Below are 16,658 nucleotides of genomic sequence, written 5' to 3'. Positions count from 1 at the left end.
TTCCGTGAGATCATCCTCTCATTCGCCCTCAACAACCTCAAAAAGCTCGCCAAAACACTATGATCCCGCTCCCGTACCGCATTTTCAATAGAGCAGTTGTAAGAGGTTTTAGAATATATTAGATAGAGATACCTTCGCCTGCTGACTCCCTCGATGACTCCCACCTCCATGCCACCGCACGGTGGGTAGCCTCGACGCCCGGACCGTCGCCGTCTTGAGGATCTGCGTCCCTCGCCCACGGACACGGTACACAGCGAACCCGTACCGACCGCCCTGCTGCTGGAGCCGATCGTGGTACTTCTTGTAGATCTTGAAGTTGCCCGGCTGTCCGTCCGCGTGTTGCCGGGCGGTCGCTTTGAACTCCCACGGAACGCCCCGCTTCAGCCCATCGTACCAGCTCGTATCCAGCCGCTTACCGTCCTCGTCGACGAGCCGAACATCGTACTTCTCGGCGAGGTAGTACTCACACGCTGTGCCGTGGGCGTTCGCTCGATGGCTCGGCATCGATCTACCCGCTCCCGCGCCTCGTGCGCGTCTTATATATCATCTCCTCGCCATGTACGACGCCCCGCCCACGGCTCGCCCCGCTCGTCTCGCGAGCGGGCTGTGGGCCGCGTATCTCACCCCTACGTACAGGGGGTAGGTTTACGCTTACAGCGTTACAGGTCGGTGCAGTCATGCGGTTATGGCTTCCACCCTGTCAAGGCGATCGCGGTGTGCTCCCTCCTCGTGGTACTCCTTCCGGCGTTTTGCCACCCACGAGTGGCTGAACGGCACGAATTTAGCGGCTTCGCGGCTTGACAGTCCTTCCTTGTCCGTGTACACGGCGGTCCACACGGCGACGTCGTAGGCGACATCTCCCGGCTCGGGGTCGTCCTCGACCTCCTCGTTCGTCCACGACCACACGGACGGATCCTTGGTGTTGTATCGCCAGTCCGTCTGTGGGATGCCGTCGATGCGGAACCGCTCGTTCCGGAGTTCGCCCGACTTGATCTTGTCCGCGATGACCGCCTGCTTCTTCGACGTCTTCTTGAGGATCACGCCGACCCGCCACAGAAGCGGGTGAATCGAACTCTCGTCGTGGGCGATGTAGATGAGCAATCCGTCGTACTTCCGGATCTTGAACACAAGCGGCCCCATTCGCTGGCGCATCAAGTGGCCCGATTTCCCGGTTCCGGAGCCAACTGATGAGAACTCATCTCCGATGAAGAGTTTTCGCGACTGGTCGTTATGCAGCGGGTCGCCGTCCTGTTTGACCCACTCGTCCATCGTGGGAAAGTCGGGGATGAACCCGGACCGGCTCTCACCCTGCTGATCGGTCCACTCGTCGGTTTCCTTGAGCGTCGGGATGTTGCTCGCGACCTTCTCGACGCCAAGTAGGTGGCTCGCTCGCTGTCCGATGAGACACCCGGCGTCGGTCTTGCCGGCTCCCATCTCTCCGAGAATAACGATCACGGGTGCGGGCGACGTGATGATCTCGTCGAGCTGCTGGATGGCTTTCATCCCGCTGATGTCCGCCCGTTGTTGTTGGTCGCCCGTGAGGTGCTTGAGCGTCGGCATGTCGCCCGCATCGAGCGCGATCCGGGCGGTCTCGGTGGCCGCGATTGCGCGTATCTCGCGGATCTCCCGCAGCTCCTCGGCGCGACCGGGCATCCCGGCGGGTTGCTCGCGGGGATCGTAGTTCTCGCCCACGATCGCGGCGTACCGACTCACGTCCGGATCACGAACGATCCCCGCGTGTGGGTGCGCGTCCGGATCACGAATTCCGTAGCCGTCCTGATGTTCGCGGTACTGCGCCGGGGTGTAGACGTCGTTGTCGTCAGTCATCGGCGGGAACCTCCTCCGGCCCAAGCCCATCGCTCGGGGCCGATCCGTTTCTCTCGGGCTCGCCGACCGCCTCACTCGCGAGTTCTTCCAGCTCTAGCGTGGGCAGGTCGTCGGCTCCCGTTCCACTGATGTCCTCGCCGAACGCCTCGAAGACGTCCTTCACCGCCCGCTCGTCCATGAGCGTACCCTTCTCGCGGGCTTCCGCGCCGCGGTTCACGAGTGTCTGCTGGATGTCCGCACCGAACTCGGAGACGGAATCACGCATCACGTTCAGCGCGATGTGTGACTCTGTGAGTTTCTCGTAGATGGCTTCGAAGTGCGACTTCGAGGTGAGGATCTTCGTGTCCTCACATTCGGAGAGCCACACGCCTTTCACCCGGAGATCTCCGAGGTCCTCGTCGTACTCGAACTCCTGAACTCCCCACGCGGCCCCACCGTTGATAGGATACGGCGCGGGCCCTTCGATCTTCTTGTCCTGCCAGATCGTGGGCTCGACGTAGTACTTCTCGACGACATCGCTCCGTCCGTTCACCTGGTGGACTGCGACCATGTTTCGATTCCGCAGCCGACGGACGAATACGACGAAGAACGCGAACAGTGGCGGACCGAACAGGAGAATCGCGGCGATCCATCCGACCACGATCGGCGGGACAGAGGGAAGCGTCGGGCGATAGATCACGATGATTCCACCCAGGGTAAACGCTAACCCCAACACGAGGATCTGTCCCTCCGCTAAGAGCCACGTGAGTCGATCCGCCCACCCGTTGAAGGTGCTTGATGTGCTCTCGCTCATGCTTTCATTACCCCGCTATCCTCTCGCCACAGGACGAACCCGGCTCCCGCCATGCTCGAAAAGAGGGCTAACAGCATCCCGGAGAAGAGCCCACTCTCCCCGCCGAAGTGTCGGAATGGGTCGTCTCCCTCTGTATCCATATCTGTCGAGAGACGGAGCGATTCTCCCCCGGCTGAGACGGTGACGGCGTGGCCTCCGGCGAAGCTATCGACGGGGACCACGACGACGGTCGAACCGGTGAACACTCGTTGGTCGGTTACGGGAACCCTCGACGCGCCGGATTCGCCCATCCCTGCTACGTTGTCACTTACTTCGATCCGCTCGGCTCGTTCAGCCTCGATGCCGATTCTCGCTCGATCCCCGCTAAATTCCCACCCGGTGAGCGTGATACTGTTCGAGAGTTGGATCTCCTCTTGGTTGTCGAGCGTGTCGGCTTCCGTTTCTGATTCGATGAGTGAGACGTTCTCGGGATCGGGCGTTTCGGCCGCTACGCCCCCGCCCATGCCCACAAGAAAAAGCGCCACTAACACCGTTGTGAGTACCGTCAAAAGGTAGTTCATGATGGTAGTGACTTAGCGGCCGCCGGGGAGCCATAGGGAAATGATCTCTCTGAGACCGATGAGGACACCCGCGCCGACGGCGACACCGGCCGCTATCGTTCCCATCCCGGCGTCGAAGTCCCCAAAGTCGGGGAGTCCGCCACCGATCCCGCCACCCTCTTGTGACTCGTTGAATTTGTCGATCAGTTCTTGATTTTGCTCCTCAAGTTCGTCCCACTCTTCCTGTGAGATGTAATTATCGTCGGACTGCGGCTCGGAGGATTCGAAGTTCATTTCCTCGACTTGCTCGCCGCCTGAAGTCTCGATCGAGACGACTTCGAAGGGATCCGAGAGCTGGATCGTCTCATAGTTCGACTCATCGTCTGTCGGAAAGTATTGAACACCCTCGATTTCGGTGATCGCATCGTCTAGGTCGTCACTAAGGTCAATCGTGAAGTGATCGGCGTCCTCGTCGTTCACGCCGTCGTATTCGTCGCCGTCGGAATCACGAGGAGTGAACTCGTCATCAGTGACAGTGACGGATTCGTCGGCGATCGTGGTTATCGTGAAAGAGGTATCTGGGAACGGATGATCAGTGAAAGTGACTTCGCCACCATCGATCTCGTCCTCATATGCACCCCATGATCCCTCGCCGAGTGATACGTCGTACGTGAGGTACACCGACCCGTCGATGTCTTCATCCGGGTCGTACTCCTCGCCGGCTTCGATCGATTGATCTTGTGTGATTCCGAGTGTTCCTCGTACGGTGGCATCGGGTTCAGGGAGGTAGATCTCAGCCTCCCGTTCAACGTCGATTGGGATATTGAGTGCCTGAAGGTCGGCGATGGCTTTCGCCATGTCCTCATCTTCAGCCATCATTTCAGCCTGCTCACGAGGTGTGATCAGCTCCTCGATGTCGATGTCTCCGGACTGAACTTCACCGTACACTTCATCTACCCATGTGATGACGCCATCACGGACGTTGGAAAATGCGTCTTGAATATCGTCGATCAAGTTTTTCCACGTGTAGTATGCGAGATAGAACCCCTCAGCGCCTTCTTCTTCGAGTTCGTCGACGCGGTCGGAGCCGTCGCGGTCGAACTTTACGAAGTACCTGTATTGACGGTCGTTATTACCATCCTCTTGGTGGAAGTAGATAGCAGACCAGTAGTTCTCAGTATAGGTGTTGTTCGAGGGGTTGTAGGTGATCTGGAGGTAGTGGAGTTCGAACTCCTCACCATTCGCAAGTTCGTAGGTGTGTTCATCTTGGTACTCCTCAGTATCATCGGGTTTTCGAGGATTTTCGTAGAACGAGTTCCGAAAAACCGAGCTAGTACCCAGATCGTCGTGCTCGTCGACAGTCTCATAGAGGGCGTAGAACTCCTCAACGGACTCATTCCATGATTTGAGGAGGTTCTTTTCTATGGTTGTTTGGTACTCATCGACGGCATCAACGGCCGCATCTTGTACATCGTCTTGGCTTTCTTGATCGTTTAACGCCTCGATCGCTGCGATCTTAGCTTCCGTATATGCCGAGTGTTCAGCGCCATCGAGAATGTTTTTGTTGTCAATGAAGGTGGAGTAGTTGTTACTCCGACGTGCTCGCATCGTCTCATAAGCCGATTGTTCGAGAGCATCGGCTGTAAGACCCTCAGCAGGACTGTCACTCCCGACTACTTCGAACTCACGGAGTGCCCACCCCAAGGCGGCTGACCCGCCGACCGCTCCGACGGCGACCGCAGGGGCGATAGCGTCTGCTTGTTGCACGGGACCGTGGGCATGGGCGAGCCCGATCGCCGCTCCAGCCGATGCTCCCACTCCTTGCATGAACCGCCGTCGATTGATCCTCGTATCTTCAGATTTCGTTGTCATTGTCGTGTTAGTTGTTACAGCATTGAGCCGATCACGGCGGCGTACGCCGCGATGGTGATTCCTCCCCACAGTGCCGCGAGGATCAACGCGCTTCGAGGTCCGATCGCTGGTGTCTCTGTCATAAGTGTGAACGCTCTCGAAAGGCCGCTTATGCGACGTAGCTGATCCACGTCGTTGCCACCGACACCGCCAGCGTGAAGAACAGCTGGCTGATGTCGTTCCACAGTACGAGACTCTCGAACGCGGGAACGAACACGAACATCAACGGCGTGAGGAGCGCGAATACGATCGCTGCCAACTCTTCAGGCCGGTAGTCGCTCCCGTTCAACTCGTTCGTGCCGAGGATCCAGACGGTGAGGAACAACACTGCGAGCAGCGCGAAGGAGATCTCGGCCCCGCCCACGCTCCAGATCGCATCCGAGAAGTTGTAGCCACCGAAGATCGACAGTTCGAAACTGAACACGCCGAAGATGGTCGCCGCGAACCAGGGGATGCCGATCACCGCCGCAAGGTCGATCAGGTCGATTTCTTTACCAGTGTACTCGCTTAGACCGCCGAATGCTGTTGCCATACGCGTCCGTGAAGCCCACGCGCGCCGTGGTTAAACGCCGGTTTGCGGATATGCTATGGATACGTGGTGGATACGCCGGTATCATTTTATACCCCACCGTGCCCCGGAGGAACGATGTCTTCGCTACGAAAGCTCGTAGATTGTGATGGAACACCCCGCGTGACGCTCGATAAGGGCGAGCTGGGGATGGACGGCGTGCTCGACGATGGGCAAATCCCCGACGACCAGCGAATGCACGTCCAGCGGCTCGACCGCGGCGTGTACGTGGTGCGGGCGGTATCGGACGGCCGAATTCCGGAACTACCAGCGGGGATCCGATGAAACCCGTCGGAGAGGGGTTTTCGATGCGACCCCGTGGGGTGCGGTGTGGATGTATTACCGATCCTCGATCTATGCACTTTCCCGTGGGCTATGGGCTCGACAGGTGCATCAAAACGGAGGGGTTCGGGTGGGGTCCCCGCGCCGATCGTGGCGGTGGCCCCACCCCCCTATATGAACGCGGCCCGGTTCAGTCACTCCAGATCGACGGGAATCGACCCCCGGTGCATACGGAGGTATATGAATGAGCCGTCGAACGTCGCTCAAATTGACGGATGAACGCGAGCGGCAGCTCGAACGCGCAAGTGAGATCGTCGCGAGCGGTTCTGACGACGACCCTCCGATGAGCGTTGTGATCGATGCGGCGCTCGCACATCTGATCGAGAGCGAGCAGAACATGAGGGACGCCCGTGATGAGCTGGACCCCGTGACGATCCAGCAGTTCAACACTGACGTGATCGGCCTACACTACCGGACAAGGATCAAAAGTCGGTGGCGCTAGAATCCACTTTCGGGTTCGACATCAAGCATCTCAGCTAGCTCGTCTATGTTTTTCATCTCTAGTTCGTTGGCCTCTTCCTCCAGTTCACGTCCCGATCGCATCGTTATAGATTTCAACAAGATCGTGACGGGTTTCTTCGTCGTCTAATATTGGCCTATCATCTGACCCGCTGTCATCGGATGACGAATAAGTGGAGTCGAATTCTGCAAGATCGGAACACCCCGCGGTGGCGATGACAATTGCGGTACTGCCGATTATGAAGTTCTGTTGGGAGGGCATAGACCGTAGAAACAGTCTCAGGTCACTAACCTTACTCTACTATCTCTCTAGTTTGTCAGCGTGAGGTCCGTCCGATAGGTACGCACGACCACGTTCACCTCAGTTCGTCCTCGTACCGATCGAGAACGATCTTCGAGCCTAGAATATCTTCTCTTCGGGCTTCCGGTCCTGGGAGGACAGACCTACTCTGGCTGATCTACTACACGAAAGTTAATCATCACAACGGCGTTCCAACATCTTCGCCATATCGCTCAAAAACAGACACCAACTCCTGATTGTTTCTCAGAGTCACCACCTCGAATATTTTTCTTTTTCCACGCAAGTGCTTGTCAAATGTTATTGGATTTTTTCTAAGATTGATATTGCTTGTTCTAGGAACAACCAAACATAAGCACTTAACTTCCCACCATGGCTGACAGATGTTTGTCAATGTGTCAATTATAAAATCGATAGCCCCCTCTATTTGTGATTTTACCTTTTTTCTATCGTCAAATGTTGATTTAAGCTCAATAGCTGCAACATAATCAACAGCATTACTATTACTGCTCCCAGCTGAATCCAGAGGGGTCCCTATGCCAGACGGTCGGTTAGTCTGTGGTTCAGGAAAAAACACTGCATAATCTGCCCGTTCATCATCATCACCAAGCTCTTCAGGACGAACAACGACTCTTTCAGGAATATCATCAAATCTTATCCTGCAGCCACTTTCCTCACAAGAATCGTATTCTGATATGGACAATGTATTGGACACTTGTGAAAGCGTTATATTCACACCATTACTGGACATTCTACTAGTTCACCTCCCATGTTTTTTCAAGTAATCTATTGATTTTAAAGGAAAGTCCGTAGAGATTGTCAGTTACACGCTCAAATTCTTCTAGTGGAATACCCTCTGCTCCGTCTATGTCTAGCTTTGTCGCGCTATATTCTTGGAAGTCACCTGGTCCTTCTCCTACAGACTCAAAAACGTGGATCGATACCTTCTGGGGGTCTATTTCAGGGACATCAGCTAATTTGCTATCATTCTTGATTTTTCATTAACCTGTGATAGCCTGATTGAGTGACTCAATTGTTGTAAAAAGAAATCACTATGAGTTGTAACAATAACCCTTACACCTGCGTTCGAAAGCCTAACAATAAAATGTGCCACCTTCAGTTGATTCTCGGGATGGAGGTGAGCTTCTGGTTCTTCAATTACAAGGGTTGAATCGCTTGACAGCAAATATCTGGTGTATAAAATAAGAGGAGCTGTTTCTAATACGCCGGTTGAAATGAGATGCAGTGGAAATTCACGTCCAAGTTGTAAGAATTTTATTTCTGGGTAAGGTCTGTCGTCTTTTTGCTCTATCTTAATTTCTCCATCCAACAGATCTTGCTCATAATCATCAGCTATATCGCTCAATTCCCCCTCGTCTTTGTTAGACATATTCACGATCTGATTAAGATAGTCTTTGACTTCGCCAGAAAATGCCGGGACTTCTATTGGCTCGATGCCCGCATGAGATAACATGTCAAATGCACCTTGAGAAATGACTTTATGGCTTTCCAGTAGCCCCGACCTTGCAGCAGGTAAGTAGCGAGAATCCGTACGAATGCCTATACCAATCTCACTCAACGTCAGAACAGCCAATATTGTGGTTAAATCTATATCTGCTAACGCATCTTCAGGAACTTCGAATAGATACCCTCTGTCTTCTTTTTTTGTACCTGTGGCTACCTCTTCAAATCCACCTCCTTCTGGTACCAATACCACGCGATCATTTATTTCTGGAAACTGCCTAGTTTGGATGTTTTCGTCTTCACGCCAAAAACTGATTTCAGTCCCACCAAACTCAGTAGATATGTCAAATCTAGTCTTCCTACGTCCTTCGGTAATCAGATCGTGTGCTTCGCTAGAAAATGTTGATGTGATTCCCCTGTCTAACTTTTCCGACATTTCTTGGTATACAAACTCTGCTATCGCGTTTATTATCGAAGGATCAACGTGTGCTTCATTCCCATTCTGCAATTCTTGAAGAGCTTCTTCATAGGCGTCGTATTGATCTTCGGATAATAGTTCCTCTTTTTTTGTTTTTTGTGTAACACGTCGGAAAAGTACATCTCCATAAGACCTGTAATATGAATGCAAGAGCTTCGCAGTATAACTCTTTCCAGAGCCGTTTGGCCCGATTAATACAGTCAGTGGTGACACATCAATTTCGGCTTGTTTTATTGGACCGAATCTTTGGATCTCTATTTTTTGCACGCCTGCCAATATTGCGGGCAAATTAAAAAAAGTAGGTCCCAGCCGCCTGTCGCGATGAAATGGAGTATTCAATCGAATACGGTCATTATAGATTAATAACAGGTCATTGCCACCCACATAACCATTCGGAACAATACTAACTGTCCATGATATAGCGATTCTGTCCCATCCGGAACCATCCGGAACACTCGGGGTTCACCTTATGTACTCTCCAGTGAGTCGGTTAAACTGTGATACGTGATGGAGCGGTGTTTGATGACGATCACCTCCCGCGTGAGGTCGTTGGGCGGAACAGCCACATGAACGAAGTTACCGATGCCCTCTCACCGATCGAAGACGGCTTCCGAGCCGAGAACTGCTTCCTCTTCGGTCCGTCCGGAGCTGGCAAAACCACGGTCGCCCGTGCATCGGTTCGAGCCCTTCGCCGAGAAGTTCTCGATGTCCCCCACGCATACGTGAACTGCTGGCAGGACTATACCAGAAACGCGGTCCTTGAGATTCTCGCTCGCGATCTCGTTGGGACGGCCGTGTCACGAACTTCCTCGACGTCGGAGCTAATCAAGCGCGTGAAGATGAACCTCAACAGTCCTGGTGTCGTCATCCTCGACGAGGTCGACCAGTTGGAAGAGACGGAGGTGCTCTATGACCTCCACGAGATCCGTGGCCTCTCGTGGATCGGCATCGCGAACGACGAGATCGATCTCCTCGCTGGCCTTGACGACCGTGTACGCTCTCGCGTCTCTGTCGGCTACCGTGTTCGCTTCGACTCTTACAGCGACGATATGATCGCGGAGATACTCGAACGACGCGCTCGATCCGGCCTCGGACCGAACGCGGCGGAAGCAGATGTCTTCGAGCGTATCGCTCGCCTCTGCGACGGGGATGCGCGAACCGGCATAAAGACGCTCCGTGTGTCGGCCCGCTTCGCGATGGATGAAGGTCTCTCGACGATCCCTGTGCGAGTCGTGGATGATGCTCTCCCCCAGGCGAAACGGGAAATGGCACGAAAGACCTACTCGAAGCTCAACCAGCACCAGCGCGTCATCTACGAGATACTGCGCGAAGAGGGCCCGCTCATCCAGCGGGAGCTATACGAGCGCTACACCCGAAAGCACGCCGACCCCGTGACCCTCCGATACCTCCGAGACTCTCACCTCTTGAAACTTGAGCACTACGACCTGATCGAGACCGAACACCGGGCTGGAAAGAAGTTCTACGACCTGTCTATTGAGCATCACGAAGTGCATCCGGAACAAGTGTAAGTCGCTTCTGTCTGTCGATTTTGACCATCCGGAACCATTCGGAACACTCCGGGTCAGACTCATAACGTAATCGCAACCACGGCCGAGTATGGTCTCAACGAAACCAGCCCATGGCGGCGCACAGACGACCGAACTTACGATCGATCTCATCGCCGAAGGTATCCACCGACCGGGCGATCCGGAACACGTCGAGGCGACGATCACGCTCGACGCGAATCGGACGCTCCAGGTTGAACTCGAAACTGGTGAGGCGTATGCAGACTGGCGCGTCGACGCCCGGATCGTCAATCGATCGCTTGAAGCGACCTACGCGGTTCGCGACGGCTCCGGTGTCGATGGAGATCTCCCACACTGGGTGACTGATGCTCTTGAGATCGTGGGTGACCGATTAGAGATCGATCAGCGATGAATACGCACTTGACCGAATTACTTGAAGGCAGGATAGATCGTCCAAATCAGCAGCGCAAATGCAAGGAAAACCACGACATAGCCCAGCGAGTTTGCGATAGCTACGCCGAAAATAGAACCAGCTACCATGAGCGCCATCCCGATGCCGAGCGCGATGATGCCGCCCACGCCTCCTTTCATCAACCGGTCGATGTCCCGACGATTGAAACTCTTGGTAGCCATTGTTCTTTGGAGGTAGCGAACCCGATTCATTCCGTCTCCTCGACCTCGGGTTCAGGCTCCGTCTCTACTTGGTTATCATCACTCTGGGGTTCTAAATCTTCCTCCATTGTTTTCGGGGAGAGGTCCGAGAGTTCGGTCTGTTGGGTTTCATCTTCGGATTTCACCAGTAGGTACATGGGAAACACAAGCACGACCATAGTGAGAAACGACAGGCCAAACACGAGCACGGTTGTTCCCACTAAAAGTCCTGAGTCGAGCGATGTCCGTAGGATCGCATCGAGAGTAAAAACGAGACCCACAATAAACAGAAAGCCAGTAACGATTAGCAACCGTCCGATCATTTTCAATGCCTCATCGGGCATCCGTTCGTCGAGATTAGAGCTGAAAATCTGGAATACGACGATCGCGATCAGAGGTACGGCGATCGCAATGATCTCAAGCACTGAGAAGGCAGGTTCCGCCATTCACCCATCTACCTCCTCAGTCCGATACGACATACCGCTGGCTACTCCGGTAGAACCTAAAAAGCCACCCAATCACGCCGGTCCACATCGGGATTTAATCACTTTCAGAGACATCCTGCTCGAACCGTTCAGGAGGCACATCTCCTTTAATAAATGCCCTTCCTTCGTCCGAGAGTTCGTAGACGCCATCCGTGTGCTGCGTCAAAATACCTTGCTGGAAGAGTACTCGGCATCTTTTGCTCACGTACTGGCGGTCATAGTCAATGTTGAGTGCGATGATATGCGGCGAAGATCGGATGTCATGGTTCTCAAAGAACCCGAGAATTTCGTAGTCAACGGGAGAGAACCACGATATTCGCTCTACCATCTTTCGAGAATCATTAGTGGCCATATAAAAAAAGGTCTCTTCTACCACTTGAATCTGATCTACGATCGTAGTTTGATATCAACTATGTACGTCGTTAGTATTATGACAATGCACTTCACTAGTTGTTGCTACGGAAGCGCTCTCATGGGCTCGTCGGATGGAGACGAGTCCGCTCAGAACGATGCGGACCCCGCTGCTGATGACAGCGGGTCCGCGTGGGCTTCCGTGGGACAGCACGAAAGCCATGTGTTCACACAATGGAGGGGGTCTAAAAGCCCCCGACGACGGTTCGGTACAGTCAGCGACGAGTACGAGCAGCGGCTCGAACGGGAGGGCTCAGCATGAGTGACGATCTGGAGCCACTCGATCCGGCGCGCGCGGTCGAGATGTACCTGGAGGCCCGGCAGGACGAACTGAGCGACCGGACGCTCAGCGGGCATATGTACCGCCTCGATGCGTTCGTACAGTGGTGCGAAGAGACGGGCGTCGAGAATCTGAATGACTTGTCCGGTCGGGATATGTACGAGTTCCGGATTTGGCGACGTGAGGGGAATGGTGAGGATCGGGAGCCGATCACGACGATCACACTTCGTGGGCAGCTGGCGACGGTTCGTTCGTTTCTCGGGTTCTGTGCCGAGGTGAACGCGGTTCCGGAGGCGCTTCGGGAGAAGGTTCCGCTGCCCACGGTTACGAGCGCCGAGGGGGTCAGCGACAGTACGCTCGATCCTGAGCGGGCGGTCGATATCTTGGATTACCTTTCACGGTATCGGTACGCCTCCCGCCGGCATGTCGTGATGCTGCTCCTGTGGCACACGGGTGCTCGGGTCGGAGGGATTCGCGCGCTCGACGTGGGTGACTGCGATCTTGATAGTGACCGGCCCGGTGTGAAGTTTGCTCATCGTCCGGAGTCGGATACTCCGCTGAAGAATGGGCCGAGTGGTGAGCGGTGGAACGCGATTTCGGCCCACGTCGCCCGCGTACTTCAGGATTACATCAAATCGGAGCGTGAGAATGTCGTCGATAAGTTTGGTCGCCATCCGTTGGTGACGACCTCTAAGGGGCGACCGGCGGTTTCGACGCTTCGCAGCGATCTGTACGTGATCACCCGCCCGTGTTGGCGTACTGGAAAGTGTCCGCATGATCGTGAGATCGAGGATTGTCAGGCGACGATGACGCTTCATGCGTCGAAGTGCCCTTCCTCGCGGTCGCCTCACGATGTGCGGAGTGGCCGGGTGACGGCGTACAAACGTGATGATGTCCCTCGGCAGGTGGTGAGCGATCGATTGAACGCGAGTGAGGATGTGCTCGATCGGCACTACGATCGGCGGGGTGAACGGGAGAAGGCTGAGCAGCGGCGCGACTACTTACCGAGAGAATGATTCACAATAACGATAACCGAAAATTAGCAGCAAGCGTGTGGTTCGCACCCGGCAAGGCCCATCTCTCGCGGCGAGCACGTTCGCGAGCCGCGAGGCTGGATGGCGGATTTGAATCAGGGAGTGACCCTGCGGAACGACCGTGGTTCAACATCCGGCAAGGCCCATCTCTCGCGGCGAGCACGTTCGCGAGCCGCGAGGCTGGACGGTGGATTTGAATCAGGGAGTGGACCACTGCGGAACGACCGTGGTTCAACATCCGGCAAGGCCCATCTCGCCGAGGCGCATGCTCGCGAGCCGATCGATCCCGGCGGGGACCCCCGGTTCCGATCGCCTTAGTAGGTCCGACGCCGAGCGCTGAGCCACCGTGTTGAGCTTCGCCCGTCGGCTTCGCGAGGTCGCCCATCCACGAGCGATCGGGTCGATCACCGTCGGCCACGGCGTCAACGAGTTCTTCTCGATCGTTATCCCTCCGATCATTCCGCTCTTAGTCGCCGACTTCGGCATCACCTACGCGCAGGCGGGCTTTCTCGTGACGATCTTCTTCGTCATGTACGCCCTCTTTCAGCTTCCGGCGGGGATGCTCGCCGATGTCGTCGGCAAGGAGCGACTGCTGGTCGGTGGCCTGTTCGGCATGGCCGCGGGCATCCTCCTCGCGGCGCTGTCGCCGAACTACGAGACGCTGCTCGTCGCGCAGGCCATCGCCGGCATCAGCGGCAGCGCGTTCCACCCGGCCGGTATGGGGCTCATCAGTGACTACGAGACCGAGTCGACCGAGGGTAAAGCGATGGGCGTGTTCGGCTTCGGCGGCGCGCTCGGAACGATGTCGGCGCCGGTGATCGTCGGGGGCGTCGCCGTGATCGCCGGCTGGCGGCTCGCGCTGCTCGCGGGCGTCCTCATCGGCACCGCCGTCAGCTGTCTGGTTCTGTATCTCTTTCTCACCGCCGAGGATCCCGAACCCGTCGATGAGGCGGCTTCATCCCGGCCACGAACCGACGGCGGTTCGGGCGAGGAACGTGCACCCTCGGCGCTCGAACGGCTCCGATCGGCGGGTGTGTTCGATATTCACATTACGCGAAGCGTCGTCGTCCTGTTCTTTTTGACGGTGGTGCTCTCGATGCAGCACCGGGCGATCCAAACGTACACCACCTCCTACGTCACCGCCGAAACCGGTGCGTCCGTCGCGGCGGGAAACGTGGCCTTCTTCGCGCTGCTGGTCGGGGGGAGCCTCGCCTCGTTGTACGCCGGCGACCTCGCCGACCGGATCGACCGGGTCACCCTCGGCATCGGCGCCTCGCTCGCGACTGCGGCACTCGTCGCGGCGACGCTCGCGACGACCGTGCTTGAAGGGCTGCCGATCGTCGCGCTCACGGTCATCCTCTCGGTGTGGTTCGCGGTCATCGGCGCCGGGATGTACGCCAGCTACCCGGTCAAGAACGCGATGGTCTCCCAGCAGGCGGAAGCCGGTTCGAGCGGGAGCCTCTTCGGCATCATCCAGACCGGCTCGGCGATCGGGAGCGCGAGCGGACCGGCGGTGTTCGGCATCCTCTCCAGTCGGTGGGGCGTCATCGCCGCGTTCCCGGCGATCGCCGGGGTGAGCGTCGTGCTCGCGCTGTCGTTCGCGCTGCTGTGGTTGCTTGACGGCTGATCCACCGCGGTCCGACCCGTCGCCCCCGCCGATGGCTCATGGATTTCGCTTACGGATCGGTGCGCCCGTTTTCGGCTCATGACTTCCGCTTCCGGTTTCCCCACGCTTTTTCGGTCGCCCGGCCAACCGACGTCGTGGTATCGAACCGACTGGCGCGCTGGTGGGCCGAGCCGACGTCGCGACGGTAGGTGCTGTTCGCCGTCCTCGCGGCGGTCTTTCTCGCGGTCAACGTCTACCGGCTTTCGACGGCGGTGATCGCCGAGCCGCTGATGGCTGCCTTCGATACGACCGGCGCGCAGCTCGGCACGCTCCACGCCACGTTCTTTTACGTCTATGCCGTGATGCAGATCCCCACGGGGATCCTCGTCGATCGCGTCGGCCCTCGTCGAACCGCGGCCGTCGGGGCGTTCGTGATGAACCTCGGGGCGATCTGGTTCGCGTTGACCGGGAGCTACACGGGCGCGCTCGCCGCGCGGCTCCTCATCGGTCTCGGCGGGAGCGTGATCTTCGTCTCGATGCTCCGGTTCTGTGCGAGTTGGTACCGATCCGAGGAGTTCGCGACGATGAGCGGGGTGTGTTTCGCCGTCGGCGGCGTGGGCGGGATCCTCGCGACGACGCCGTTCGCGCTCGCGGTCGAGGCCGCCGGCTGGCGAGAAACGTTGCTCGCGCTCGGCGCGGTCGGCCTCGTCGTCTCGGCGCTCACCTACGCGCTCGTCCGGGACTCGCCGGAGCGGGCGGGCCTCAGATCCATCGAAGGCGTTCCCGAACAGGCACGGCTCACGATGGGTGAGGTTCGGACGTACACGCGGCGGGCGCTCGCGGACCGATCGGTCTGGGTGGTCTCGCTGCTGCTTTTCTGTACCGGCGGGGTGAACCTCACGCTGTTCGGGCTCTGGGGGGTCCCGTACGTCGTGCAGACATACGGAACGACGGTGACGGTGGCGTCGGTCGTGACGCTTCTCGGCGGACTTGGATCCGTGCTCGGTCCGCCGGCGATCGGTTGGCTCTCGGATCGAGTCGGCGAGCGGACGCAGTTCATCATCGTCGGGTGTCTGGTCTTCACGCTCGGGCTCGCGCTGATCGCGGTCATCGGCGATCCGCCGTTGCCGGTCGTCGGACTGGTGTTCTTTATTAACGGCGTGCTGTTGGGGACCTTCGTGCTCACCTATCCGATGGTGAAGGAGCGACATCCGAGCCGGGCGAGCGGCATCTCGTTGGGGTCGGTCAACGGCGCCTCGTTTCTCGGCGCGGCGCTGCTGCCGACGGTGATGGGCCGGACGCTTGACGCCTACTGGACGGGCGAGGTCGTCGGCGGCGCGCGCGTCTACACGGCGACGGGATATCGGCTCGCGTTCGCCATCGCGACGCTCTGTGGCGTGATCGCGGTCGCGTGTGCGGTCTGGCTCCATCTGCAGTCCGGTCCAGACGATCGGGAGGTTGGCGGGTCAGCGTGAGCGTCCCCGTCGTCGATCCGACGGCGGTCCGTCCGCCGTCCCGGCCGCTCCGCCCGCGTCGATTGGTTCGTCCGTCTCGACCGCCCCGTTCGCGTCGTCCGTCTCATCCGTCTCGGCCGCGCTGACTGTCTCGTCCGGGTCGTCCACACCGTCCGAACCGGCCGTCTCGTCCGTTTCCGATCCGGTGGCACCACCCCGCAACCGACGCGGCAGGAGTCCTCTTAAAAGCCCACGAAGGATCCGACCCGGATCGAGGAAATACTGCGGGAGCACGACCATCGCGACGGCGACGACGAGCAATCCCGCCCCGAGCGCCGTCTCGCCGGCGAGCAGCTGGATCACGGCGTAGTTCGCGAGCGGGATCGCGAACACGAGCGTCGCCGCCAACCCGATCAGATCGAACAGCCCGAGCTTCATCGTCACCCCCTACCTCATCGTCGCTTAAAAGGGGCGCGACGGGATCGGATCATCCTGTTCGCACCCTATCCGCCTCACATCCCTTCATGCCGCC

The 16,658-nt window shown here is 57.5% G+C and carries 18 protein-coding genes and 1 pseudogene; 7 read left to right on the top strand and 12 right to left on the bottom strand.

Features of this window, described 5'->3' with window-relative positions:
• Positions 1 to 108 precede the first annotated feature (108 nt).
• The 6 genes from CHB65_RS10155 to CHB65_RS10130 all read right to left on the bottom strand — a co-directional run bounded on the left by CHB65_RS10155 (position 109) and on the right by CHB65_RS10130 (position 5,602).
• Positions 109 to 504: a hypothetical protein gene (locus CHB65_RS10155; protein ID WP_089384951.1), complete on the bottom strand. Its 396-nt coding sequence runs from the start codon at positions 502 to 504 to the stop codon at positions 109 to 111.
• Between the two features lie 171 nt (positions 505 to 675).
• A complete protein-coding gene (locus CHB65_RS10150) occupies positions 676 to 1,827 on the bottom strand; it encodes an ABC-F family ATPase (RefSeq protein WP_089384950.1) in 1,152 nt (383 codons plus the stop codon).
• Positions 1,820 to 2,620, bottom strand: a complete 801-nt coding sequence (locus tag CHB65_RS10145; RefSeq protein WP_089384949.1) for a hypothetical protein — start codon at positions 2,618 to 2,620, stop codon at positions 1,820 to 1,822. Before CHB65_RS10145 ends, CHB65_RS10150 begins: the two co-directional genes overlap by 8 nt.
• On the bottom strand, positions 2,617 to 3,123 hold the full coding sequence (locus CHB65_RS10140) for a hypothetical protein (RefSeq protein WP_089384948.1): 507 nt from the start codon (positions 3,121 to 3,123) through the stop codon (positions 2,617 to 2,619). Before CHB65_RS10140 ends, CHB65_RS10145 begins: the two co-directional genes overlap by 4 nt.
• 69 nt (positions 3,124 to 3,192) lie before the next feature.
• The gene (locus CHB65_RS10135) at positions 3,193 to 4,986 is read right to left on the bottom strand and encodes a hypothetical protein (RefSeq protein ID WP_179213639.1); all 1,794 of its coding nucleotides are present in this window, start codon (positions 4,984 to 4,986) and stop codon (positions 3,193 to 3,195) included.
• A gap of 193 nt (positions 4,987 to 5,179) precedes the next feature.
• On the bottom strand, positions 5,180 to 5,602 hold the full coding sequence (locus CHB65_RS10130) for a hypothetical protein (RefSeq protein WP_089384946.1): 423 nt from the start codon (positions 5,600 to 5,602) through the stop codon (positions 5,180 to 5,182).
• A 114-nt stretch (positions 5,603 to 5,716) separates the two neighbouring features.
• Here CHB65_RS10130 and CHB65_RS10125 point away from each other — a divergent pair, with 114 nt between their 5' ends.
• On the top strand, positions 5,717 to 5,923 hold the full coding sequence (locus CHB65_RS10125; RefSeq protein ID WP_089384945.1) for a hypothetical protein: 207 nt from the start codon (positions 5,717 to 5,719) through the stop codon (positions 5,921 to 5,923).
• A gap of 241 nt (positions 5,924 to 6,164) precedes the next feature.
• Positions 6,165 to 6,422 (top strand): DUF7386 family protein, encoded by a 258-nt coding sequence (locus CHB65_RS10120; protein ID WP_089384944.1) that lies wholly within the window; start codon positions 6,165 to 6,167, stop codon positions 6,420 to 6,422.
• Between the two features lie 496 nt (positions 6,423 to 6,918).
• On the opposite strand, the gene CHB65_RS16915 is transcribed toward CHB65_RS10120, so the two are convergent.
• A complete protein-coding gene (locus CHB65_RS16915; protein ID WP_143420394.1) occupies positions 6,919 to 7,488 on the bottom strand; it encodes a hypothetical protein in 570 nt (189 codons plus the stop codon).
• Between the two features lie 222 nt (positions 7,489 to 7,710).
• Positions 7,711 to 8,946: an AAA family ATPase gene (locus CHB65_RS17620; protein WP_143420393.1), complete on the bottom strand. Its 1,236-nt coding sequence runs from the start codon at positions 8,944 to 8,946 to the stop codon at positions 7,711 to 7,713.
• A 248-nt stretch (positions 8,947 to 9,194) separates the two neighbouring features.
• Here CHB65_RS17620 and CHB65_RS10110 point away from each other — a divergent pair, with 248 nt between their 5' ends.
• On the top strand, positions 9,195 to 10,208 hold the full coding sequence (locus tag CHB65_RS10110; protein ID WP_281251561.1) for a Cdc6/Cdc18 family protein: 1,014 nt from the start codon (positions 9,195 to 9,197) through the stop codon (positions 10,206 to 10,208).
• 88 nt (positions 10,209 to 10,296) lie between these two features.
• Positions 10,297 to 10,617, top strand: coding sequence for a hypothetical protein (locus CHB65_RS10105; protein ID WP_089384942.1), 321 nt, complete (start codon positions 10,297 to 10,299; stop codon positions 10,615 to 10,617).
• Positions 10,618 to 10,634: 17 nt separating this feature from the next.
• Here CHB65_RS10105 and CHB65_RS10100 read toward each other — a convergent pair whose 3' ends face one another.
• From CHB65_RS10100 to CHB65_RS10090, 3 genes are all read right to left on the bottom strand, one after another.
• The gene (locus CHB65_RS10100) at positions 10,635 to 10,868 is read right to left on the bottom strand and encodes a hypothetical protein (protein ID WP_143420391.1); all 234 of its coding nucleotides are present in this window, start codon (positions 10,866 to 10,868) and stop codon (positions 10,635 to 10,637) included.
• Entirely contained in the window at positions 10,865 to 11,302 is a 438-nt protein-coding gene (locus tag CHB65_RS10095) for a hypothetical protein (RefSeq protein ID WP_089384940.1), read from the bottom strand. Before CHB65_RS10095 ends, CHB65_RS10100 begins: the two co-directional genes overlap by 4 nt.
• Before the next feature lie 94 nt (positions 11,303 to 11,396).
• Positions 11,397 to 11,669, bottom strand: a complete 273-nt coding sequence (locus CHB65_RS10090) for a phage repressor protein (protein WP_089384939.1) — start codon at positions 11,667 to 11,669, stop codon at positions 11,397 to 11,399.
• A gap of 341 nt (positions 11,670 to 12,010) precedes the next feature.
• Here CHB65_RS10090 and CHB65_RS10080 point away from each other — a divergent pair, with 341 nt between their 5' ends.
• The 3 genes from CHB65_RS10080 to CHB65_RS10070 all read left to right on the top strand — a co-directional run bounded on the left by CHB65_RS10080 (position 12,011) and on the right by CHB65_RS10070 (position 16,147).
• A complete protein-coding gene (locus CHB65_RS10080) occupies positions 12,011 to 13,048 on the top strand; it encodes a tyrosine-type recombinase/integrase (RefSeq protein ID WP_218818938.1) in 1,038 nt (345 codons plus the stop codon).
• Positions 13,049 to 13,412: 364 nt separating this feature from the next.
• A complete protein-coding gene (locus CHB65_RS10075) occupies positions 13,413 to 14,693 on the top strand; it encodes an MFS transporter (protein ID WP_089384937.1) in 1,281 nt (426 codons plus the stop codon).
• Positions 14,694 to 14,881: 188 nt separating this feature from the next.
• On the top strand, positions 14,882 to 16,147 hold the full coding sequence (locus CHB65_RS10070) for an MFS transporter (protein ID WP_245809949.1): 1,266 nt from the start codon (positions 14,882 to 14,884) through the stop codon (positions 16,145 to 16,147).
• 141 nt (positions 16,148 to 16,288) lie between these two features.
• Here the strand turns inward: CHB65_RS10070 and CHB65_RS10065 are convergent.
• Positions 16,289 to 16,564, bottom strand: a pseudogene (locus CHB65_RS10065) (DUF7533 family protein); the annotation flags it as partial.
• Positions 16,565 to 16,658: the final 94 nt, after the last annotated feature.

The sequence above is a fragment of the Halorubrum vacuolatum genome, assembly GCF_900188065.1.
GTDB classification, from domain to species: domain Archaea; phylum Halobacteriota; class Halobacteria; order Halobacteriales; family Haloferacaceae; genus Halorubrum; species Halorubrum vacuolatum.
The sequence above is the reverse complement of the archived record's forward strand: the minus strand, read 5'-3'. Positions and strand labels throughout refer to the sequence as shown.

Excerpts from the sequence above, each read along its gene's own strand:
- CHB65_RS10150 (WP_089384950.1), bottom strand. The coding sequence starts at position 1,827 with ATGACTGACGACAACGACGTCTACACCCCGGCGCAGTACCGCGAACAT.
- CHB65_RS16915 (WP_143420394.1), bottom strand. The coding sequence starts at position 7,488 with ATGTCCAGTAATGGTGTGAATATAACGCTTTCACAAGTGTCCAATACA.
- CHB65_RS10090 (WP_089384939.1), bottom strand. The coding sequence starts at position 11,669 with ATGGTAGAGCGAATATCGTGGTTCTCTCCCGTTGACTACGAAATTCTC.
- CHB65_RS10155 (WP_089384951.1), bottom strand. The coding sequence starts at position 504 with ATGCCGAGCCATCGAGCGAACGCCCACGGCACAGCGTGTGAGTACTAC.
- CHB65_RS10125 (WP_089384945.1), top strand. The coding sequence starts at position 5,717 with ATGTCTTCGCTACGAAAGCTCGTAGATTGTGATGGAACACCCCGCGTG.
- CHB65_RS10095 (WP_089384940.1), bottom strand. The coding sequence starts at position 11,302 with ATGGCGGAACCTGCCTTCTCAGTGCTTGAGATCATTGCGATCGCCGTA.
- CHB65_RS10120 (WP_089384944.1), top strand. The coding sequence starts at position 6,165 with ATGAGCCGTCGAACGTCGCTCAAATTGACGGATGAACGCGAGCGGCAG.
- CHB65_RS10135 (WP_179213639.1), bottom strand. The coding sequence starts at position 4,986 with ATGCAAGGAGTGGGAGCATCGGCTGGAGCGGCGATCGGGCTCGCCCAT.
- CHB65_RS10080 (WP_218818938.1), top strand. The coding sequence starts at position 12,011 with ATGAGTGACGATCTGGAGCCACTCGATCCGGCGCGCGCGGTCGAGATG.
- CHB65_RS10140 (WP_089384948.1), bottom strand. The coding sequence starts at position 3,123 with ATGGGCGGGGGCGTAGCGGCCGAAACGCCCGATCCCGAGAACGTCTCA.
- CHB65_RS10130 (WP_089384946.1), bottom strand. The coding sequence starts at position 5,602 with ATGGCAACAGCATTCGGCGGTCTAAGCGAGTACACTGGTAAAGAAATC.
- CHB65_RS10100 (WP_143420391.1), bottom strand. The coding sequence starts at position 10,868 with ATGAATCGGGTTCGCTACCTCCAAAGAACAATGGCTACCAAGAGTTTC.
- CHB65_RS10105 (WP_089384942.1), top strand. The coding sequence starts at position 10,297 with ATGGTCTCAACGAAACCAGCCCATGGCGGCGCACAGACGACCGAACTT.
- CHB65_RS10145 (WP_089384949.1), bottom strand. The coding sequence starts at position 2,620 with ATGAGCGAGAGCACATCAAGCACCTTCAACGGGTGGGCGGATCGACTC.